Origin of the sequence: Nocardioides sp. (genome assembly GCF_964228225.1) — a bacterium.
In the GTDB taxonomy this organism is placed as follows: Bacteria; Actinomycetota; Actinomycetes; order Propionibacteriales; family Nocardioidaceae; genus Nocardioides.
In genome coordinates this window covers 1-20056 of the sequence record NZ_CAXQZB010000081.1, presented here as the reverse complement: position 1 = coordinate 20056, position 20056 = coordinate 1, and the positions used below count along the sequence as shown (strand labels likewise).

26 protein-coding genes and 1 tRNA gene are annotated in these 20056 nt (G+C 74.1%); 21 read left to right on the top strand and 6 right to left on the bottom strand.

Annotated elements, in window-relative coordinates:
• Nucleotides 1-81: 81 nt before the first annotated feature.
• The 4 genes from ACERUJ_RS18970 (at nt 82) to ACERUJ_RS18955 (ending at nt 3290) form a co-directional block, all read left to right on the top strand.
• Complete coding sequence (locus ACERUJ_RS18970; RefSeq protein WP_370250506.1) at nt 82-627, top strand: YqgE/AlgH family protein; 546 nt, start codon at nt 82-84, stop codon at nt 625-627.
• 54 nt (nt 628-681) lie between these two features.
• On the top strand, nt 682-1170 hold the full coding sequence (locus tag ACERUJ_RS18965) for a nuclear transport factor 2 family protein (protein WP_370250505.1): 489 nt from the start codon (nt 682-684) through the stop codon (nt 1168-1170).
• 42 nt (nt 1171-1212) lie between these two features.
• Nucleotides 1213-1473: a DUF3039 domain-containing protein gene (locus ACERUJ_RS18960; RefSeq protein WP_370250503.1), complete on the top strand. Its 261-nt coding sequence runs from the start codon at nt 1213-1215 to the stop codon at nt 1471-1473.
• Between the two features lie 125 nt (nt 1474-1598).
• Nucleotides 1599-3290: a DEAD/DEAH box helicase gene (locus ACERUJ_RS18955; RefSeq protein WP_370250581.1), complete on the top strand. Its 1692-nt coding sequence runs from the start codon at nt 1599-1601 to the stop codon at nt 3288-3290.
• Here ACERUJ_RS18955 and ACERUJ_RS18950 read toward each other — a convergent pair.
• A complete protein-coding gene (locus ACERUJ_RS18950) occupies nt 3274-3780 on the bottom strand; it encodes a winged helix-turn-helix transcriptional regulator (protein WP_370250502.1) in 507 nt (168 codons plus the stop codon). The genes ACERUJ_RS18955 and ACERUJ_RS18950 overlap by 17 nt on opposite strands.
• 65 nt (nt 3781-3845) lie before the next feature.
• On the opposite strand from ACERUJ_RS18950, the gene ACERUJ_RS18945 reads away from it, so the two are divergent.
• The 3 genes from ACERUJ_RS18945 to ACERUJ_RS18935 all read left to right on the top strand — a co-directional run bounded on the left by ACERUJ_RS18945 (nt 3846) and on the right by ACERUJ_RS18935 (nt 6870).
• Nucleotides 3846-4313 (top strand): PaaI family thioesterase, encoded by a 468-nt coding sequence (locus ACERUJ_RS18945; RefSeq protein ID WP_370250501.1) that lies wholly within the window; start codon nt 3846-3848, stop codon nt 4311-4313.
• A gap of 74 nt (nt 4314-4387) precedes the next feature.
• Entirely contained in the window at nt 4388-6325 is a 1938-nt protein-coding gene (locus tag ACERUJ_RS18940) for a CocE/NonD family hydrolase (protein ID WP_370250500.1), read from the top strand.
• Nucleotides 6322-6870, top strand: coding sequence for a DUF1697 domain-containing protein (locus tag ACERUJ_RS18935; protein WP_370250499.1), 549 nt, complete (start codon nt 6322-6324; stop codon nt 6868-6870). Before ACERUJ_RS18940 ends, ACERUJ_RS18935 begins: the two co-directional genes overlap by 4 nt.
• Nucleotides 6871-6885: 15 nt before the next feature.
• Here the strand turns inward: ACERUJ_RS18935 and ACERUJ_RS18930 are convergent, their stop codons facing one another.
• Complete coding sequence (locus tag ACERUJ_RS18930) at nt 6886-7713, bottom strand: enoyl-CoA hydratase-related protein (RefSeq protein WP_370250497.1); 828 nt, start codon at nt 7711-7713, stop codon at nt 6886-6888.
• Here ACERUJ_RS18930 and clpS point away from each other — a divergent pair.
• From clpS to ACERUJ_RS18890, 8 genes are all read left to right on the top strand, one after another.
• The gene (gene clpS, locus ACERUJ_RS18925) at nt 7712-8047 is read left to right on the top strand and encodes an ATP-dependent Clp protease adapter ClpS (RefSeq protein WP_370250496.1); all 336 of its coding nucleotides are present in this window, start codon (nt 7712-7714) and stop codon (nt 8045-8047) included. The two genes, ACERUJ_RS18930 and clpS, sit on opposite strands and share 2 nt — an antisense overlap.
• Before the next feature lie 35 nt (nt 8048-8082).
• Nucleotides 8083-8661, top strand: a complete 579-nt coding sequence (locus tag ACERUJ_RS18920; RefSeq protein WP_370250495.1) for a DUF2017 domain-containing protein — start codon at nt 8083-8085, stop codon at nt 8659-8661.
• 35 nt (nt 8662-8696) lie between these two features.
• Entirely contained in the window at nt 8697-9248 is a 552-nt protein-coding gene (locus tag ACERUJ_RS18915; protein WP_370250494.1) for a hypothetical protein, read from the top strand.
• Nucleotides 9249-9351: 103 nt separating this feature from the next.
• Nucleotides 9352-9786, top strand: a complete 435-nt coding sequence (locus ACERUJ_RS18910; protein ID WP_370250492.1) for a Mov34/MPN/PAD-1 family protein — start codon at nt 9352-9354, stop codon at nt 9784-9786.
• Between the two features lie 80 nt (nt 9787-9866).
• A complete protein-coding gene (locus ACERUJ_RS18905; RefSeq protein WP_370250491.1) occupies nt 9867-10139 on the top strand; it encodes a MoaD family protein in 273 nt (90 codons plus the stop codon).
• A 30-nt stretch (nt 10140-10169) separates the two neighbouring features.
• Nucleotides 10170-10742, top strand: coding sequence for an NYN domain-containing protein (locus ACERUJ_RS18900; RefSeq protein ID WP_370250490.1), 573 nt, complete (start codon nt 10170-10172; stop codon nt 10740-10742).
• Nucleotides 10743-10756: 14 nt separating this feature from the next.
• Entirely contained in the window at nt 10757-11704 is a 948-nt protein-coding gene (locus ACERUJ_RS18895; RefSeq protein WP_370250489.1) for a PLP-dependent cysteine synthase family protein, read from the top strand.
• A gap of 160 nt (nt 11705-11864) precedes the next feature.
• Nucleotides 11865-12647 carry an MBL fold metallo-hydrolase gene (locus tag ACERUJ_RS18890; protein WP_370250487.1) on the top strand — a complete coding sequence of 261 codons (783 nt, stop codon included), beginning with the start codon at nt 11865-11867 and terminating at the stop codon, nt 12645-12647.
• 44 nt (nt 12648-12691) lie between these two features.
• Here ACERUJ_RS18890 and ACERUJ_RS18885 read toward each other — a convergent pair whose 3' ends face one another.
• On the bottom strand, nt 12692-13381 hold the full coding sequence (locus ACERUJ_RS18885) for a response regulator (RefSeq protein ID WP_370250486.1): 690 nt from the start codon (nt 13379-13381) through the stop codon (nt 12692-12694).
• Complete coding sequence (locus ACERUJ_RS18880) at nt 13374-14564, bottom strand: sensor histidine kinase (RefSeq protein WP_370250485.1); 1191 nt, start codon at nt 14562-14564, stop codon at nt 13374-13376. The genes ACERUJ_RS18885 and ACERUJ_RS18880 overlap by 8 nt, the downstream gene beginning before the upstream one ends.
• Before the next feature lie 132 nt (nt 14565-14696).
• Between ACERUJ_RS18880 and ACERUJ_RS18875 the strand changes: the two genes are divergently transcribed.
• From ACERUJ_RS18875 to rdgB, 4 genes are read left to right on the top strand one after another with little or no spacing between them, the layout of a single operon-like run.
• A complete protein-coding gene (locus tag ACERUJ_RS18875) occupies nt 14697-15617 on the top strand; it encodes an ABC transporter ATP-binding protein (protein ID WP_370250484.1) in 921 nt (306 codons plus the stop codon).
• Nucleotides 15614-16438, top strand: a complete 825-nt coding sequence (locus ACERUJ_RS18870) for an ABC transporter permease (protein ID WP_370250483.1) — start codon at nt 15614-15616, stop codon at nt 16436-16438. Before ACERUJ_RS18875 ends, ACERUJ_RS18870 begins: the two co-directional genes overlap by 4 nt.
• A gap of 48 nt (nt 16439-16486) precedes the next feature.
• Nucleotides 16487-17203, top strand: a complete 717-nt coding sequence (gene rph / locus ACERUJ_RS18865; RefSeq protein ID WP_370250482.1) for a ribonuclease PH — start codon at nt 16487-16489, stop codon at nt 17201-17203.
• A complete protein-coding gene (gene rdgB, locus ACERUJ_RS18860) occupies nt 17200-17811 on the top strand; it encodes an RdgB/HAM1 family non-canonical purine NTP pyrophosphatase (protein WP_370250481.1) in 612 nt (203 codons plus the stop codon). Before rph ends, rdgB begins: the two co-directional genes overlap by 4 nt.
• Nucleotides 17812-17850: 39 nt before the next feature.
• Here rdgB and ACERUJ_RS18855 read toward each other — a convergent pair whose 3' ends face one another.
• Nucleotides 17851-18651 (bottom strand): hypothetical protein, encoded by an 801-nt coding sequence (locus tag ACERUJ_RS18855; RefSeq protein WP_370250480.1) that lies wholly within the window; start codon nt 18649-18651, stop codon nt 17851-17853.
• A gap of 16 nt (nt 18652-18667) precedes the next feature.
• Nucleotides 18668-18749, bottom strand: a tRNA-Leu gene (locus tag ACERUJ_RS18850).
• Nucleotides 18750-18801: 52 nt separating this feature from the next.
• On the opposite strand from ACERUJ_RS18850, the gene ACERUJ_RS18845 reads away from it, so the two are divergent.
• Entirely contained in the window at nt 18802-19692 is an 891-nt protein-coding gene (locus ACERUJ_RS18845) for an alpha/beta hydrolase (RefSeq protein WP_370250478.1), read from the top strand.
• A gap of 13 nt (nt 19693-19705) precedes the next feature.
• Nucleotides 19706-20056 (top strand): RpiB/LacA/LacB family sugar-phosphate isomerase (locus ACERUJ_RS18840; protein ID WP_370250477.1); only part of this gene is annotated, 351 nt, incomplete at its 3' end.

Here is a 20056-nt window from a genome sequence, read left to right as displayed (position 1 = left end):
AGCGCCGTCCGTCCGCGCGTCCCCTCCCTCCCTGGGGACGCGCGGACGGACGGTCCCCTCCGGTGCCGTCATGATGGGGCGATGATCCCCGCCCCCGGGCTGCTGCTGGTGGCCGCGCCCCAGCTGCAGGACCCCCACTTCGTCGACTCCGTCGTCTACCTCGTCGACGCCGGCGTCGGTGGTGCCGTCGGGGTCGTGCTCAACCGGCCCACCCCCTTGCTGGTGGGGGCGGTGCTGCCCGCATGGGAGGACCTCGCCGCCGATCCCGAGGTCGTCTTCCAGGGCGGCCCGGTCGAGACCGACGGCGCGCTCGCCCTCGCCGCCGCCGAGCCGGGCGCGCCCGGCATCCGTCCGGTGGCCGACCGCGTCGGGGTGGTCGACCTCGACCTCTCACCCGACGACCTCGTCGGCACCGTGCTGCAGCTGCGGGTGTTCGCCGGCTACGCCGGCTGGGGCGCGGGCCAGCTCGAGGCCGAGATCGACGAGGGCTCGTGGGCGGTCGTGCCCGGGCTGGCCGAGGACGTCTTCGGCGACGACCCGGTGGGCCTGCGGCGTCGCGTGCTGCGGCGTCAGTCCGGCGAGGTGGCCTGGTGGGCCACCCGCCCCGACGACGCCGCCCTCAACTGACCCGCCGCCAGCTCCTTGATTGACACGTGTCAAAACCGGTCGCAGGATCGCGCCATGACGACGACGTCCCCCCGGCTCCCCGACGCCACCGGATCCCTCCGCTCCCCCCGTGAGGCGGTGCTCGGTCTGTGGCGCACGCTCTGTGCCCGCGACTGGGACGGGCTGGCGGCCTACCTCACCCCCGACGCGCTCTACCTCGACATGCCCGTGGGCCCGACGGCGGCCGCCAAGGGCCCGGTCGACATCGTCAAGCGGCTGCAGCTCGGCCTGGCCGGCCTCGCGTCGTACGAGAACTTCGACGGCCTGCTGGTCGCCGACGGCGAGCACGTGATGTACGAGCACTCCGAGCGGTGGGTGTTCGCCTCCGGGGAGCAGGTGGACCTGGCGTTCGTGAGCGTGCACCGCGTCGTCGACGGCCGGGTGAGCCTGTGGAAGGACTACTGGGACTTCGGGGCGGTGGCCGGCCACGCGCCGGCCGACTGGCTCGAGGGACTCGCCGCCGGCGACATGTCCTGGATGTACGACGCCACCGGCGAGGTGTGAGGAGCGGTCGGCGACAGCGCGCCGAGCGCCTACACTGCACGGGTGAGCTCCTTCGGATTCTCGACCCTGACCGACGTCCGCGAGGACGAGCGCACGGTCCCGACCGAGGACGGTGACCACGAGCGCTTCTCCCACTACGTGGAGAAGGACAAGCTCACCGAGGCCATGGTCATGGGCACCCCGGTCGTCGCGCTGTGCGGCAAGGTGTGGGTGCCCAGCCGCGCCCCGGAGAAGTTCCCGGTGTGCCCCGACTGCAAGGACGCCTGGGAGAACCTCCCCGACGACTCCGGCTCCGACGCGTGACGGGCGCCGGTCCGACCGACCGCGCCGACGCCACCGCCCACCTCAACCCGGCGCTCAGCCCGGCCTGGCCCTCGCGCGCGGCGTGGGGCACGGCGTCGTCGCTGCGGGCGTGGCAGGCCGCGGCGATGCGCGACTACCTCGAGCGCAGCCCGCGCGACTTCCTCGCCGTGGCCACTCCCGGGGCGGGCAAGACGACGTTCGCGCTCTCGGTGGCCTCCGAGCTCATCGGGCGCCGTGTCGTCGATCGCGTCATCGTCGTCGCGCCCACCGAGCACCTGAAGATGCAGTGGGCCGAGGCGGCGGCCAAGGCCGGCATCCCGATCGACCCCACCTACTCGGCCGGCAAGGGCCGAATCAGCAGCGACTTCCTCGGCGTCGCGGTCACCTACGCCGGGGTGGCGGTCAACCCGCTCGCGCTGCGCATCCGCACCGAGCGCTTCAAGACCCTGGTGATCCTCGACGAGGTGCACCACGCCGGCGACGCCCTGAGCTGGGGCGAGGGCGTGCGCGAGGCCTTCGAGCCGGCGGCGCGGCGGCTGTGCCTCACCGGCACGCCGTTCCGCTCCGACATCAACCCCATCCCGTTCGTCACCTACGCCCCCGGTGACGACGGCGTCCCGCGCTCGGTGGCCGACTACACCTACGGCTACGGCGAGGCGCTGGCCGACCACGTCGTGCGCCCGGTGCTGTTCCTGGCCTACTCGGGCGAGATGAGCTGGCGCACCCGGGCCGGCGACGAGGTCGCGGCCCGGCTGGGCGAGCCGCTCACCAAGGACCTCACCAACCAGGCGCTGCGCACCGCTCTCGACCCCGCCGGGTCGTGGATCCCGACGGTGCTGGAGGCGGCCGACAAGCGCCTGACCGAGGTGCGACGCCACGTGCCCGACGCCGGGGGGCTGGTGATCGCCACCGACCAGGACGACGCCCGCGCCTACGCCCGCACCCTCAAGGCGATCTCGGGGGAGTCGCCCACCGTGGTGCTCTCGGACGAGAAGGCGGCGAGCAAGAAGATCTCGACCTTCGCCGCGAGCGACTCGCGCTGGATGGTGGCGGTGCGGATGGTCTCCGAGGGCGTCGACGTGCCGCGGCTCGCGGTGGGCGTCTACGCCACCACGACCTCGACCCCGCTGTTCTTCGCCCAGGCGGTGGGCCGGTTCGTGCGGGCGCGCACCCGCGGTGAGACCGCTTCGATCTTCCTGCCCTCGGTGCCGCACCTGCTCGGCCACGCCGCCGAGCTCGAGGTCGCCCGCGACCACGTGCTGGGCCGGCGTCAGAGCGACGACGGCGACCTGTTCGCCCCCGAGGAGGACCTGCTCGCGCAGGCCCAGGCCGGCGAGCGGGCGTCGGAGGAGCAGGAGCTGGTGCCCTTCGAGGCGCTGGGCTCGCAGGCGCAGTTCGACCACGCCCTCTTCGACGGCGACGCCTACGGCTCCACCGAGGAGATGGACTTCCTCGGCATCCCGGGCCTGCTCGACGCCGACCAGATGCGCACCCTGCTGCGCCAGCGCCAGAGCGACAGCGCGCGGGCGCAGGCGGCCTCGGAGAAGCGGGCCCAGGCCGACGCGCGCGAGCGGGCGCAGCAGCAGGCGGCCGAGGCGCTGACCTCGGTGACCACCCACGAGCAGCTGGCGGTGCTGCGGCGCGAGCTCAACGGTCTCGTGGCCGCCTGGCACCACCGCACCGGCCAGGCGCACGGCATCACCCATGCGGCGCTGCGCAAGGAGTGCGGCGGGCCGGCCGCCGCGGTGGCCAACGCCGAGCAGCTGCACGCCCGGATCGAGCGGATCCGCGACTGGGCGGTCAAGCGCTCGGGCTGAGCGCCCCCTCCTCGAAGGGCCGGGCGCCCGGGCCGGGGCGCGGGGCGACCTCCCGCTGCTCGAGCAGGTGGCCGTGCTCGCACTCCAGCCGGGTGTGCACCACGCCGCCGCAGTCGCGGTGGGCGAGCTCGACCGGCGGCCCCTCGGGGCCGGCGTAGTAGCGCGCGCCCCAGTCGGCGACGGCCGCCAGCACGGGGTAGAGGTCGAGTCCCTTGGGGGTCAGGCGGTACTCGTGCCGTACGCGGCCGCCGTCGCTGCGGTAGGGCTCGCGCTGCAGGATGTCGTGCTCCACGAGCAGCGCCAACCGGTTGCTCAGCACCTGCCGGGACACGCCGCTGTGGCGCTGCATGTCGTCGAAGCGCCGCACGCCGTTGAACACCTCGCGCAGCACCACCAGGGTCGCGCGTTCTCCGAGCACGGCCATCGCGCGGGCGACCTGGCAGTTGGCCGTGGAGTAGGCCAGCGCCGGGGGTGCGGGGGATGTGCTCACGACCACAGCCTAGGAGATGCTGGGTCTCGTTGACAGACCCAGAGTGCATCCGGGACGCTGGGTCCATGACGCAGACCCAGCCCCCGTCGTCCGACAGCCTCGACCCGCTGAGCCTGAGCGGCTACGAGCTGCTGATGGCGATGGCCCGCGGGGAGTTCCCGCCCGCCCCCATCTCCGAGACCATCGGCATGAGCGGCTTCGGCGGCGAGGAGGGCTCGATCTGGGTCGAGCTGGTGCCCGAGCCGCGGCACTACAACCCGCTCGGCACGGTGCACGGCGGCGTGATCTCGACCCTGCTCGACACCGCCGCCGCCTGCTCGGTGCACTCCACCCTCGCGCCGGGGGAGGGCTACACCTCCCTCGACCTCACCGTGAAGTTCCTCAAGCCGGTGACCGTCGACTCCGGTCTGCTCCGCGCCACCGGCTCGGTGCTGCAGCGCGGCCGCCGCACGGCGCTGGCCCAGGCCCAGCTGCACGACGCCCAGGGCCGCCTGGTCGCCCACGCCACCTCCAGCTGCATGATCTTCAGCTGACCCCCGCCCCACCGGTCTCCCGTGGTCGCCGGCGATGCAGCAACCGCCACCACCGCGGGGAGTACCGTCGGCGGGTGCCCGTGCGTCCCCGCTCCCTGCTGCTCCTGCTCGCACTCCTCGCGCTGGCCGCGCCGCTGCTCGGCGTGCCGGGTCCGGCCGCCGGCGTCGTGCGTGGGGAGCCGGCGGCGGTGCGTCCCGCGCCGGCGCCGACGCCGGATCAGGCCTCCGACCACGTCCGGGTGGTGCGCGGCACGCACCGGTGGCGCGAGAGCGTGCGGCAGGTCCCAGTGGTGGTCGGGCCGGGACGCGACCTGCGCTACACGATCGACACCCGGCTCTACGTGCCCGACAACGCCAGCGCGCGGCGCCCGCAGCCGGCGATCCTGATGACCCACGGGTTCGGGGGCAGCAAGGACAACGCCGAGGTGCTGAGCACCGCGCAGTTCTTCGCCGCGCACGGCTACGTGGTGCTCACCTACTCCTCGGCCGGGTTCGGCGCCAGCGGGGGGTGCATCGCGCTGCAGTCGGCCGATACCGACGTCCCGGCGGCACAGCAGGTCATGGACGCCGTGCTCGAGCCGCGTCGCGACGTCCTGCGCGACCGGCGCGGCCCGGTGGTCGGCACGATCGGCGGCTCCTACGGCGGCGGGGGTCAGCTCCCGCTCGCCGCGGCCGACCGCCGCATCCGCGCCACCATCCCGGGGCGCACCTGGAACTCCTTGGCCTACGCCCTGGACCCGAACAACCGGGTGGTGCCGGGCGACCGCACCGGCTTCGACCACACCCGCACCGCCCAGGGCGTGTTCAAGCGGCAGTGGACCACGCTGTTCTACGCCCTGGGCCAGACCCAGCCGGTGCAGGGCAACGGCGGCTGCCCGGCGCTGAAGACCGGCTCGGGCGACCCTGCCGAGGTGGCCGCCGCCCTCACCTGCCCGGGGTTCCGCACCGAGGTGTGCGGCGTGTACCAGCGCCTGTTGCTCACCGGCGACTCCACGGCGGCCGACCGGCGGCTCATCGCGGACGCCTCGGCCGCCACCTTCCTGCGCCGCGTCGACGCCCCCACGCTGCTGGTGCAGGGTCAGCGCGACACCCTGTTCAACCTCAACGAGGCGGTCGCCACCTTCACCGCGCTGCGCCGCCGCGGCGTGCCGGTGGGGATGATCTGGAACTCCGGCGGCCACGGCGGCTACACCTCCGTGCCCGGCGAGTGCGAGGCCTACGACGGCGTGCGGCGCCCGGTGCGCGCGATGGACCGCTGCTACCTCCCGCTGCGCGCCCTGGGCTGGATGGACCACTGGCTGCGTGGCCGCGCCGAGGGCCGCGGACCGGTCTTCGCCTACCACCGCGACTGGGTGCGCTACGACGGGTCCGGGCCCGACGACGAGCAGTACGGCGTCTCGCCCACCTTCCCGCTGCCCGGCACCACCGCCCTGCACCTCGGCGCCGACGGCCGGCTCACCCGCCGCGCGCCGGCGGCGACCCCGGGCCGACTGCGGCTGGTCCACCCCGCCGGCGGTCTGCCCGCGGCGTACTCGGAGACCTCCAGCTTCACCGGTCCCGACTCCTCGCCCTCCCTCGCCGCTCCGCCCACCGAGGTGCCCGGCCAGTTCGTAGCGTTCACGACCGCCCCCGCCCGCCGCGCCGTCGACGTCGTCGGGGTGCCGCGGCTGCGCGTGCGGCTGCAGCACACCCGCCCCGACGACCTCGTGCTGTTCGCCAAGCTCTACGACGTGGCGCCGGGCGGCCGGCAGACCCTGCTGCGCCGCCTCATCGCGCCCGTGCGGGTGCCCGACGCCGCACTGGACCGGCCGGTGACGATGAACCTGCTCGGCCTCGCCCACCGGGTGCGCCCCGGGCACCGGCTGCGGCTGGTGCTGTGCACCACCGACGCCACCTCCGACTCCGGGGTGCTCCCCGACGTCGTGACGGTGGTGGCCGGCCCCGACGCCGTGCTCACCCTGCCCGCCCGCTGGCCCGGTGATCCGGCAGGCGAGCCGGGGGGTGCCCGGTGACGGCGCCCACCTGGATCGCCTTCCTGCGCGCGAGCAACCTCGGCGCGCACCGGAAGTTCGGCAAGGCCGACGTGGAGCGCGTCAGCGCGGCCGCCGGGTTCGACGACGTCGCGGTGTACCTCAACACCGGCAACGTGCGGGTGGTGGGCGGCGCCGACCGCGCGGAGGTGCGGGCCCGGCTCGAGGCCGCCTACCTCGCCGATCGCGGCTTCGAGGTGCCGACGATGGTGGTGTCCCCGGCCGAGCTGCGCCGGGTGCACGCGGACGGCGAGGACCTGGGCCGCGACCACGCGGGCACGCGGTTCGTCTCCTTCCTCGCCGACGCGCCGACCCCCGAGGCGGTGACCGCCTTCGAGCAGCGGTGGGGGCCGGATCCGGACCGGCCCCACCACGCCGTGGTGCGCGACCGGGCGGTGCACCTGCTGCTGGGGGAGGACTACCTCTCCGGGCGCCTCACCAACGCCGACGTCGAGAAGCTGCTCGGCCCCGCGACCAACCGCACCGCGAACGTCGTCGCCACGCTGGTGCAGCGCTGGTGCGGCTGACGCAGCCGGTGCGCGTCACTCGCCTCGGAACACCGGGGGACGCCGCTCGTTGAAGGCCGCCATGCCCTCGGCGACGTCGGCGGTGCGCATGAGCACCACCTGACCGGTGCGCTCGCGCTCCAGGGCGTCGTGCCACCCCGGCAGGGTGGCGGTGTTGACCGCCTTCTTGGTGGCGGTCTGGGCCAGCGGGGCGCCGCGGCCCAGCTTGCGCACCACCGAGGCGACCGTCGCCTCGTAAGAATCGGCGTCGGCGAGGTGGCTCACCAGCCCCAGGGCGTAGGCCTCGGCGGCCGGCATCGGCTCGGCGAGCAGCGCCATCCGCATCGCCCGGGCCCGGCCGATGGAGGCCGCCACGCTCGCGGTGGTGCCGCCGTCGGGCATGAACCCGATCTTCGCGAACGGCAGCAGGAAGGCGGCGCGCTCGGAGGCCACCACGAGGTCGGCGGCCAGCGCGGCGCCGCAGCTGACCCCGGCCGCGATCCCGTCCACCGCGGCGACCACGGGCTTCGGGCACTCCACGATCGCCCGCACGATCCGGTTCGCGATGTCCATCGAGCGCACGTCGAAGCGCTCGTGCGCCCCCGCGCCGCCGATGTCGGCGCCGGCCGAGAACGCGCCTCCCGCACCGGTGAGCACGACCACGCGGACGTCGTCGCGACCCCGGGCCCCCTCGAGCTCCTCGGCCAGGCGCAGGCTCATCGCGCCGCTCATCGCGTTCATCGCCTCGGGGCGGTTCATCGTGAGGGTCAGCACGCCCTCGGCGAGGTCGACGAGCAGCTCGGGCAGCTCGTCGGCCGGGCTGTCGGCCGGGTCGTCGGCGGGGGCGGGGGCATCGGTCGGCATGGGCGGAGTGTGCCACCATGAGCCAGTGCCTTCCACCGCCAGTCCCGAGGTCGACGAGGGCCTGGAGACGACGCTCGACCCCGACGCGATCGTGCTCACCTCGCGGCCCTGGGTCACCCTGGTCTGGAACGACCCGGTCAACCTGTTCTCCTACGTCATCTACGTCTTCCAGCAGCACTTCGGCTACGACCGGAAGCTGGCCGAGAAGCTCACCCACCAGGTGCACGAGGAGGGCCGGGCGGTCGTGAGCAGCGGCACCCGCGAAGCGATGGAGCGCGACGTGCAGGCCATGCACGAGTACGGACTGTGGGCCACCCTGGCCCGCGACGAGTGAGGTCGGGAGCAGCCACGAGTGAGGGGAGGGACGACGTGCACGGCTTCGAGCGCCACCGCCGCAGCGGACGCGTGATCACCACGATGACCGGGTGGGAGGCCGACCTGCTCCGCTCGCTGCACCGCCAGGTGATCGAGCTGATCGGTCACGACCCCGCCGCCCCCGAGCGCGATCCGCTGGAGGCGCTGCTGGACTTCGACGGCCCCACCGAGGAGCCCGACGACCCGGCCCTGGCCCGGCTGTTGCCCTCGGCCCACCGCAGCGACCCCGAGGCCGCCGCGGAGTTCCGGCGCTACACCGAGCCCGCGCTGCGCGACTCCAAGGCCCGGGCCGCCGCCGACGTCATCGAGACCCTCGAGGCCGCCGGCCTGCCGCCGCTGCTCACCGACGACGACCTCGTCATCGACGTCGAGCTCGACCCCGCCCAGGCCCAGGTCTGGCTGCGCGCCCTCAACGACGTGCGGCTCGCCCTCGGCACCCGCCTGGGCATCGAGCAGGACGACGACGACCTCTGGGACGCCCTGCCCGACGACGACCCGCGGCTGCCCGCCTACGACGTGTACCAGTGGCTCAGCGTGCTGCAGGGCTCGCTGGTCGACGCCGTCATGTCCTGACTGCGTCCCGGGGCGCGTCTGCCAGACTCGGCCCCATGCGGACCCCCCGTCGCTCCCCGAGGTCGGCCCCGACGCCGGCCCGCCTGCTCCCTGCCCTGATCCCCGGGCTCCTGCTCCCCGTGCTCCTCCTGGCCGGCTGCGGCGGGTCGGAGGACACCCCGGCCCCGGCCCCGTCGGCCCCGGCGGAGGGCGCGAGCAGCGCGGACGACGCCACCACCGGCGACGCCACGGACGCCACCGAGCTCCCGCTGCTGCAGGGCGAGCCGTGCCGGGCGACCGTCGTGCTCACCGGCGGTGTCAAGGCGCAGTGGACCGGGGAGGGCACCGTCGCGACGTCGTCCGCGGGCCCGCTGGCCACCTACCAGAGCGCCGAGCCCGCCGACGGCGACCCCGTGATCACCCTCTACGCCTCCGGCGAGGGCTTCAGCGCCACCGCGATCATCAACTCCGGCAAGGCCGTCTTCAGCACGCCCACCGGCACCGGCACCCTCGACATCGCCCCCGACGGCTCCGGCGCCACGGTGCGCACGACCGTCGGCAACGGCCTCGCGGCGAAGGTCGACGTCGAGGCCACGTTCACCTGCTGACCCCCCTGCTGGGACCCTGCTGGGACCCTGCTCCGGTCGGGCCGGGGGACCACCGCGGGCCGTGCCGGACGAGGGGTGGCGGCCCGTCCACTACCCTCACAGGGTGCTCACCATCGCCCGTGCCACCTACGACGCCATCGTGGCGCACGCCAAGCGGGACCACCCCGACGAAGCGTGCGGCATCGTCGCCGGGCCCGAGGGCAGCGACCGCCCCGAGCGGCTGATCGAGATGGTCAACGCCGCCGGCAGCCCCACCTTCTACGAGTTCGACTCCACCGAGCTGCTCGCGCTCTACAAGCAGATGTGGGCCAACGACGAGGAACCGGTCGTCGTGTACCACTCCCACACCGCGACCGAGGCCTACCCGAGCGTCACCGACATCGGCCTCGCGAGCGAGCCGAACGCCCACTACGTGCTGGTCAGCACACGCGAGCACGGGAATAACCCGGGCCCGGTGGAGTTTCGTTCCTACAGGATCGTCGGTGGCGAGGTCACCGAGGAGGAGGTCGTCGTGGTCGACGACCTCCCGCCCGTCTGACCCGCACCACCCGTCCCCGCACACCCGAGTCACCACCCCAACCACCAGCCGAGTCATCAGCCGCTGAGGAGTCACCCACCATGGCCATCGAGGTCCGCATCCCGACCATCCTGCGCACCTACACCGGGGGCGAGAAGGCCGTCGACGCCGAGGGCGGCACCCTCTCGGCCCTCATCGACCACCTCGAGGGCAACCACCCCGGCATCAAGGACCGCCTCATCGAGGACGGCCAGCTGCGCCGCTTCGTCAACGTCTACGTCAACGACGAGGACGTGCGCTTCATCGGCGGTCTCGAGGCCGCGCTCTCCGACGGCGACCAGGTCGTCGTGCTCCCCGCCGTCGCCGGCGGCTGAGCCCCGACCCACCCCGATCCGGATCCCGGCATGACCCGCCGCACCTTCGTCCTCGTCGACGGCGAGAACATCGACGCCACCCTCGGTGGCTCGGTGCTCGGCCGGCGACCCCACCCGGAGGAGCGGCCGCGCTGGGAGCGGGTCACCGCGTTCATCGAGGAGCGCTGGAACCAGCCGGTCACCGGCCTGTTCTTCCTCAACGCCAGCAACGGCTCGCTGCCCAGCAGCTTCGTCCAGGCCCTGCTGGCCATGGAGTACCGGCCGGTGCCGCTGTCCGGGCGCACCGACGAGAAGGTCGTCGACGTCGGTATCCAGCGCACCCTCGCGGCGCTGGTCGAGCGTCCCGAGGCCGACGTCGTCCTGGTCAGCCACGACGCCGACTTCGCCGAGCACCTGCTCGCCCTGCGCAACCACGGCGACACCGGGGAGGCCCCGCGCCGGCTCGGCGTCATGGGCTTCCGCGAGTTCACCAGCACCGCGCTCGCCGACGACGCCATCACCCACTTCGACCTCGAGTACGACGTCGCCGCGTTCAACTCCGAGCTGCCCCGCGTGCGGATCATCCCGCTCGAGGAGTTCGACCCGACCATCTTCCTGCGCTGAAGGAAGGGACCCCGATGCGCTACGACAACCTGCTCGCCTCCGTCGGCAACACCCCGCTCATCGGGCTGCCGCGGCTCTCGCCGAGCCCCGACGTCCGGCTGTGGGCGAAGCTGGAGGACCGCAACCCCACCGGGTCGATCAAGGACCGGCCGGCGCTGATGATGATCGAGGAGGCCGAGAAGGACGGCACGCTGCGTCCCGGCTGCACCATCCTCGAGCCCACCTCGGGCAACACCGGCATCTCGCTGGCCATGGCCGCCAAGCTCAAGGGCTACCGCATCGTGTGCGTCATGCCGGAGAACACCTCCGAGGAGCGGCGCCAGCTGCTGCGGATGTGGGGCGCGGAGATCGTCGGCTCCCCGGCCGCGGGCGGCTCCAACGAGGCCGTGCGCGTGGCCAAGCGGCTCGCCGCCGAGCACCCCGACTGGGTGATGCTCTACCAGTACGGCAACCTCGCCAACCCGCTCTCCCACGAGCGCGGCACCGGCCCCGAGCTGCTGGCCGACCTGCCCAGCATCACCCACTTCGTGGCCGGTCTGGGCACCACCGGCACGCTCATGGGCGTCTCGCGCTTCTTCCGCAGCGCCAAGCCCGAGGTGCGGATCGTGGCCGCCGAGCCCCGCTACGGCGAGCTCGTGTACGGCCTGCGCACCCTCGACGAGGGGTTCGTGCCCGAGCTCTACGACGCCGACCTCATCGACTCCCGGTTCTCCGTCGGCCCCCGCGACGCCGTGCGGCGCGTGCGCGAGCTGCTGGAGATGGAGGGCATCTTCGCCGGCGTCTCCACCGGCGCGATCCTGCACGCCGCCCTCGGTCAGGCCGCCAAGGCGGTCAAGGCGGGGGAGAAGGCCGACATCGCGTTCATCGTGTGCGACGGCGGCTGGAAGTACCTCTCCACCGGCGCCTACGAGGGCACGATCGACGAGGCCGAGGACCGTCTCGAGGGCCAGCTCTGGGCGTGATCGAGCGGCGTGGTCGACCCCCGGGCGCGACACGCCCGGGACGTGACGTCGGTCAAGGGGCGTTCCACCCGCGCGGGCGAACACGTACGGTGACCCCTGTGTCGACGACGTCACCGCTCCGCGCCCCCGCCCGCACCGCCCCGCGTCCGGGGGGAGCCGGGTGAAGGTCACCATCGTCGGGTGCTCGGGGTCCTACCCCGGCCCCGAGTCGCCGGCCAGCTGCTACCTGCTCGAGGCCACCGGTCCCGACGCGACCGGCGGTGAGGAGCGCACCTGGCGGATCCTGCTCGACCTCGGCAACGGGGCGCTCGGGGCGCTGCAGCGCCACGTCGACGCGCTGACCATCGACGCCGTCTTCCTCAGCCACCTCCACGCCGACCACTGCCTGGACCTGTGCGGCTACTACGTGATGCGCAAGTACCACCCCACCGGCGCCCAGCCCCGCATCCCGGTCTACGGCCCCCACAGCGCGGCGGCCCGCATCGCCACGGCCTACGACCTGCCGATCGACCCCGGCATGACCGAGGAGTTCGACTTCGTCGAGTACGAGGACGGCGAGGCCCTCACCGTGGGCCCCTTCACCGTCCTGCCGGTCCGGGTCAACCACCCGGTCGAGGCCTACGCCCTGCGGGTCACCGGCCCGGCGGGCGAGGTGCTGGCCTACTCCGGCGACACCGCCACGACGCCGGCGCTCCCGCAGGCCGCGGCCGGCGCCGACCTGTTCCTGTGCGAGGCCTCCTTCCGCGACGGCGACGAGAACCCGCCCGACATCCACCTCACCGGGTCCGAGGCCGGCCAGGCCGCCACCGAGGCCGGCGTGAAGCGGCTCGTGCTCACCCACATCCCGCCGTGGTTCGACGAGCAGGGGCGGCTCGAGGAGGCCCGCACCACGTTCTCCGGTCCGCTCGAGCTCGCGGTGCGGGGCGCGGTCTACGAGATCTGAGCGGTCAGTCAGGCCGGTCAGTCAGGCCGGTCAGGTGAGGCCGGTCAGGTGAGGCCGGCGTCGTGCACGCAGATCGCGATCTGCACCCGGTTGGTGACCTCGAGCTTCTCGAACAGCCGCGAGACGTGGGCCTTCACGGTGGGGACCGAGAGGTGCAGGGCGGCGGCGATCTCGGCGTTGGTCAGCCCCGCGCCCACCGCGACCGCCACGTCGTGCTCGCGCTCGGTGAGCCGGGCCAGGCGTCGCGTGGCCTCGGCGGTGCGGGCGTCGGCGTCCGGGGCCTCGGGTCCGGTGCCGCCCGGGTCGGCGGCCCGGAGCCGGGTGAGCAGCGTGCGGGTCACCGAGGGTGACAGCATCGGCTCGCCGGCGGCCACGGCCCGCACGGCGTCGAGGAGGTCCTGCGGGGAGGTGTCCTTGAGCAGGAACCCGTCGGCGCCGGCGGCCAGCGCGCCGAGCACGTAGTCGTCGGCGTCGAAGGTGGTCAGCACGATCACCCGCGGCGGAGAGGGCCGCTCGTGCAGGGCCCGCGTGGCGGCGACGCCGTCCAGCCGCGGCATCCGGATGTCCATCAGCACGACGTCGGGGCGCAGCTCCTCGACCCGTCGCAGGGCCTCCTCGCCGTCGCCGGCCTCGCCGACGACCTGCAGGTCGTCGCGACCGCCGAGCATCAGCACCAGCGCCGAGCGCACCAGCGGGTCGTCGTCGACGAGCAGCAGCCGCACCGCCTCAGTCATCGTGTCCTCCCGCTTCCCACGGCAGCCAGCCTCGCAGCACGAAGTCGGGGCCCTCGCGCCCGCCCGTGCAGCGGCCGCCGGCGAGGGCGGCCCGCTCACCGAGGCCGGTGAGTCCCAGGCCGGCGCCGGGGGTGCCCGAGCCGGTCGTCGTGCCGAACCCGGTGGGGTTGCGCACCTCCACCTCGACGCCGTCGCCGGGGCGCCCCACCACCTGCACGACGACCGTGCTGCGCGGGGCGTGCTTGCGCACGTTGGTGAGCCCCTCCTGCACGATCCGGTAGACGGTGCGGCCCACGGCGTCGGGCGGCCCGCCGGTGGGCCCGTCGAGCTCGATCCGGTCCTCGACGCGCAGGCCGTCGGCGCGGGCCTCGGTGATCAGCGTCGGGAGGTCGGCGGCGGTGGGCTGCGGCGCCCACGCCACGGCGGCCTCGCCCGGGGGGTCGCCCGCCGGATCGCGCAGCGCGCCGAGGACGCCGCGCAGGTCGGCCAGTGCCAGGTGCGCCACCTGCTCCACGACCTCGGCCTCCGCGCGCAGCGCCGCCGCGTCGAGGTCCTCGCGGAAGCGCATCGCGCCGGTGCGCATCGCGACCTGGGTGATGCGGTGGGCGAGCACGTCGTGCATCTCCCGCGCGATCCGTTGGCGCTCGGCGAGCCGGGCCTGCGCGGCGCGCAGCTCCTGGTCGGCCTCGGCCCGCTCGGCGCGCCACCGCAGCGTGGCGAGCAGCTCGCGCCGCGACCCGACGAACAGGCCCCAGGCGATGAACGCCGAGATGGCGACGACGTTGGTGATCAGGCCCACCAGGGTCGGCGTGGGGTCGCGCGGGGGCCGCACCATCATCAGCACCTGCGCGGAGACGAGGTTGCCGAGCGCCACCGCGACGACCTCGCGGGTGCGGCGGCGGGTCGCGACGCTGACCGAGGCCAGCACGGCCGGGCCGGCCGCCCACACCGAGAACCCGCTGAGGACCAGGGTGAGGGTGAGCACCGTCATCGGCGCACGTCGACGCCACCCGGTGGCCACCAGCGCGACCAGTCCGAGCCCGAGGTCGACGAGCTCGGCCTCCAGGCCGTGCGGCAGCACCGACCCCCAGGCCGCGGCACTGATCGCCAGCGCCAGCGTGAACCGCCACAGGTGGCCCCACCAGCCCAGGGCGGGTGCGGGGTCGGGGGGAGCGAGGGTCACGGTCCCCGAGGCTAGTGGGCCGATCGGCCCGGCGGATCCCGTCGGAGGTCGCGGACACCCCCGACCAAAGTCGCCGCGGATTCCCGACCTGGGTCCGTGGCGGTGCGGGGCCGTGGCGGGGAGGCTGGAGCCATGATCGAGATCCGACACCTGAGCCGTACCTACGGCGGGTTCACGGCGGTGGACGACGTGTCCTTCCGCTGCGAGCCCGGCCGCGTGACCGGCTTCCTGGGCCCGAACGGCGCCGGGAAGACCACGACGATGCGCATCCTGGTGGGCCTGACCCCGCCCAGCGCCGGCACCGCCACCATCGGCGGACACCGTTACGCCGACCTGCCCAACCCCGGCCGCCACGTCGGCGTCCTGCTCGACGCCGGGGCCCAGCACGTGGGCCGCACCGGCCGGGAGATCCTCACCCTGGCCGCGCGCACCATGGGCCTGCCGTCCGAGCGGGTCGAGGAGATGCTCGCCACCGTCGGGCTCACCGACGACGAGGCCAAGCGCCGTCTGCGCCACTACTCCCTCGGCATGAAGCAGCGCCTCGGCATCGCCTACGCCCTGCTCGGCGACCCGCAGGTGCTGATCCTCGACGAGCCCGCCAACGGCCTGGACCCCGCGGGCATCCGCTGGATGCGCGACCTGCTGCGCGGCTACGCCCGGCGCGGCGGCACGGTGCTGCTCTCCAGCCACCTGCTCCACGAGGTCGAGCTCGTCGCCGACGAGATGGTCGTCATCGGCCGGGGTCGGATCGTGGCGCAGGGCGACCGCGCCACCCTGATGGCCCAGCACAGCGGCGTGGCCAGCATCGTCTCGGCCACCGACCCCACCGCGCTCCAGCAGGCGCTCGTCGCCGCCGGCCGCACCGCCGTGCCCGCGGAGACGCCGGGATCGCTGCGGGTGGACTGCAGCCCGGTCGAGATCGGCCGGCTGGCACTCGAGCACCGCCTGGTGCTCACCGAGCTGCGCGACGGCGCCGCCGGCCTGGAGGAACTGTTCCTCGAACTCACCGCCGACACCCAGCGCGAGGGTGTCCTGGAAGGAGCCACGGCATGAGCACCGACACCCGCACCCCCGGCCACCCCGCCGACGGCGCCGGCTACACCCTCGACGTCTCCGCGGTCCCGCCGGTCCCGCTCGCCCGGCTGGTGGAGGTCGAGGCCCGCAAGGTCGTCGACACCCGCGCCGGGTTCTGGTTCGGCCTCGGCGTGCTCGGCCTGGTCACCCTCGCGGTCGTGCTCGGTGGGCTCTTCTTCGAGGACACCGGCCAGACCTACGAGACACTGCTCAGCGTCGCCGGCGGCACCCTGGGCTACTTCCTCCCGGTCCTGGTGATGCTCCTGGTCACCAGTGAGTGGAGCCAGCGCACCGGTCTGTCGACCTTCACCCTCGAGCCGCGGCGCTCGCGGATCGTGGTCGCCAAGCTGATCGCCGGCTTCGCCTTCAGCGCCGTCGGTGTGATCTACGCCGTCGTGCTGGCCGCGGTGGGCGTGCTGCTCAGCCCGGTCAACGGCGGCGGCATGGACTGGTCGCTCGGCGTGGCACCCGTGCGCTCGCTGGTGCTGAGCACGGTGATCTCGGTGCTCGTGGCGTTCGCGCTGGCCATGCTGGTGCGCAACTCCCCGGCCGCGATCGTCGGTTACTTCCTCTACACCCTGGTGCTGCCCGGCGTGGCCGCGGTGCTCGGCGAGCTCATCTCCGGGCTGAAGTCGGTGATCCCCTGGATCGAGTTCAACACCGCCCAGGGCCCGCTGTTCGCCGACGACATGAGCCCCACCGGGGAGCAGTGGGCGCAGCTGGTGGTCTCCGGCACGATCTGGCTGGTCATCCCCTTCGTGCTCGGTCTCACCCGGCTGCTGCGCGCCGAGGTCAAGTAGCACCGCCCGGACACCGCCCGTGCCCGGCAGGCCAGTAGCCTGCCGGGCATGAGCACTCCCTCCCTGCGCGAGGACGGCCGCGCCGACGACGAGCTGCGCCCGGTCCGCATCACCCGGAACTGGCTCGACCACGCCGCCGGCTCGGTGCTGGTCGAGTTCGGCCGCACCCGCGTGCTGTGCGCGGCCTCGGCCTCCGAGGGCGTCCCGCGCTGGCGCAAGGGCTCGGGGCTGGGCTGGGTCACCGCCGAGTACGCGATGCTGCCCGCCGCCACCCACACCCGCTCCGACCGCGAGTCGGTGAAGGGCCGCGTAGGGGGACGCACCCACGAGATCAGCCGCCTGGTGGGCCGGTCGCTGCGCGCGGTGATCGACGTCAAGGCGATGGGGGAGAACACCATCCAGCTCGACTGCGACGTGCTGCAGGCCGACGGCGGCACCCGCACCGCCGCCATCACCGGCGCCTACGTCGCGCTGGCCGACGCCTGTGCCGCCCTCGGGGTGTCGCGGGCGCTGACGGGCTCGGTGGCCGCGGTCTCGGTCGGGATCATCGACGGCGTCCCGCGCCTGGACCTGCCCTACGTCGAGGACGTGCGCGCCGAGACCGACATGAACGTCGTGATGACCGGCGCCGGCGCGTTCGTGGAGGTGCAGGGCACCGCCGAGGGGGCCGCCTTCAGTCGCGCCGAGCTCGACGCGCTGCTCGGGCTGGCCGAGAAGGGCTGCGCCGACCTCACCCGGCTGCAGCAGGAGGCGCTGGCGCGATGACCGGCCGGATCCACCTGGCCTCCCGCAACCCCAAGAAGATCGGGGAGATGCAGCGCATCCTGGCCGAGCACGTGCCCGGCCTGGAGGTCGTCGGTCTCGACGACGTGCCCGCCTACCCCGAGCCGGTGGAGGACGCCCCGACCTTCGAGGGCAACGCCCTGCTCAAGGCCCGGGCCGGCGCCGCGGCCACCGGTCTGGTCACGATCGCCGACGACTCCGGGCTCTGCGTCGACGCCCTCAACGGCATGCCGGGCGTGCTCTCCGCGCGCTGGTCGGGTCCGCCCAAGGACGACGCGCGCAACAACACCCTGCTGCTGCACCAGCTGGCCGACGTGCCCGACGCCCGGCGCACGGCCCACTTCGCCTGCGCGGTCGCCGTCGTCGCCCCGGGCGGGCGGGAGCTGGTGGTCGAGGGTCGCATGGACGGCGTCGTCGTGCGGGCGCCGCGCGGTGAGGGCGGGTTCGGCTACGACTCGCTCTTCGAGGCCGTGGAGTTCCCCGGCCGCACCACCGCCGAGTTGACCCCCGCCGACAAGGACGCCGTGTCGCACCGCGGGCGGGCACTGCGCGCCCTGGCCCCGCGCCTGGGCGAGGTGCTCGGCTCCTAGCGGCCGGGCGCGGGCTGTGCCGGTCAGCCGGTCAGCTGGTCACCTGGTCCAGCGCCAGCTGTCCAGGGCCTTCTCGAAGTCGGCCAGCGCGATGTCGTCGGTGCCGGCGGGGTAGCTCAGCGCGATCGAGAACTGGTTGCCGTCGTGGAGCACCAGGTACGCGCGCTGACGCACCGACACCCCTGCGTCGTTGTCGCGCTCGATCGCGATGCCGATGGCGCGCTCGCCGTCGATGTCGCGGTCGGGGAGGTCGCGCGGCGTCACGTCGGTCCCGCCCACGATGTTGCGCTTCCACTGGGACTCCAGGTCCTCCGGCTCGGTGATGCCGCCGGAGGTGAAGGCCTCGACCAGGATGTTGGCGCTGGCGTTGCGGAAGGTCGTGCCCAGCGCCGACATCGTGTCGACCGTCGGGGCGTCGGCCAGCTGACGGGCGTCGGAGATGTCGGTCCAGCCGATGCCGGGCAGCTCGTAGAAGTAGCCCGCGCCCACCAGCGCGTCGGCGGGGGGCACCGGGGCGGGCTCGGTGGGGGTCGGCGAGGGCTCGGGCGTGGGCGTGGTCTGCCCGGCGGTGTCGTCGCCCGCCCCGCCCGACGCGGTGGGGTCGTCGTCCTGCCCGGTGACCACCAGGCTCACGGCGATCGCGGCGACCATGACCAGCGCGAGGAGGCCGCCCAGGAGCCAGCGCCCCGGGCCGCGTCCGGACGGGCGTGGACCCGGGGGAGCGGGGGGCGGGGGCGGGAACCCGCCGTCGGCGGGGGGCTTGGTGGACGACGGGGGCGGGGGCATCGTGGGACCGCCGTACGGGTCCGACGGAGGTGGGGCCCCCCACGGGCTGCTCATGGCGGTCAAGGATAGGTGCCGGAGGAGGGAGTCGAACCCTCACGCTCAAGGAGCACAGGAACCTAAATCCTGCGTGTCTGCCATTCCACCACTCCGGCGCGGCTCGGAGTCTAGGTCGTGTGGTGGGTGCGACGCGCTAGCGTGCGGGACGTGCTGTTCCCCGAATCGCAGGCCGCGATCGAGCAGGCCGCCCTCGAGACCCCGGTCCACACCCCCGGCTACGACATCGCCGCCGCCCGGCGCCAGGCCCGCGAGCTGGCCGCAGGACAGCCCCGCGAGGACGTCGCGGAGGTCGAGGACCTCGACGTGGACGGCGTGCTGTGCCGTCTCTACCGGCCCTCCGACCCGATCGACGACGGCGTGGTGGTGCACCTGCACGGCGGCGGGTTCGTGTTCAACGACATCGAGGTGCACGACGCCTCGGTGCGCCGGCTCACCAACCGCGGCCGGCGCGCGGTGCTCAGCGTCGACTACCGGCTCGCGCCGGAACACCCCTTCCCCGCGGCCCCCGACGACGTCGACACGGTCGTGCGCTGGCTGGAGCGGGAGGGCCCGGCGCGCGGCCTGGGCGGGCCGATGTTCGCCCATGGCGACAGCGCCGGGGGCACCCTCGCCGTCGTGGCGGCGCTGCGGCACCCGGGCCGCTTCGCGGCGCTCGCGCTGATCTACCCCTTCCTCGACCCCTCCTGCCGCTTCGACTCCCACCGCACCGAGCAGGCGGGGTTCGGTCCCGAGGAGGTGGCCTGGTACTGGCACCAGTACTCCGGGGGCGACCACGCGCTCTACGACCACCCCGAGTTCGCGCCGCTGCTCTCCGACCAGCTCTGGACGCTGCCGCCGACCTTCGTGATGACCTCCGAGCACGACCCGCTGCGCGGCGAGGGCGAGCACCTGGTGCGGATCCTCGCCCAGCACCGCGTCCAGGTCGTGGCGTGCCGCTACCTCGGCCAGATCCACGGCTTCTGGCGCCATCCGCAGGTGTTCCCCGCCGCCGAGCCGCTCATGGATCAGGTCGCGTCGTTCCTGCGCTCCCATCCCTGAGAGGATGGGCGCCATGCGCGTGCACCTCGGCAGTGACCATGCCGGCCTCGAGCTCAAGGACCACCTCAAGACCTGGCTGGTCGAGCACGGCTACGAGGCCGTCGACCACGGGCCGTTCGTCTACGACGCCCTCGACGACTACCCCGTCTTCTGCCTGCGCGCGGCCGAGGCGGTCGCGCGCGAGCGCGCCGAGGGCCAGGACAGCCTCGGTGTGGTGATCGGCGGGTCCGGCAACGGCGAGCAGATCGCGGCCAACAAGGTCACCGGCGTGCGGGCGGCGCTGGTGTGGTCGGAGGAGACCGCGGTGGTCGCGCGCGTGCACACCGACGCCCCCGGCGTCGCCGGCGGCGGGCGGGTGCCCACC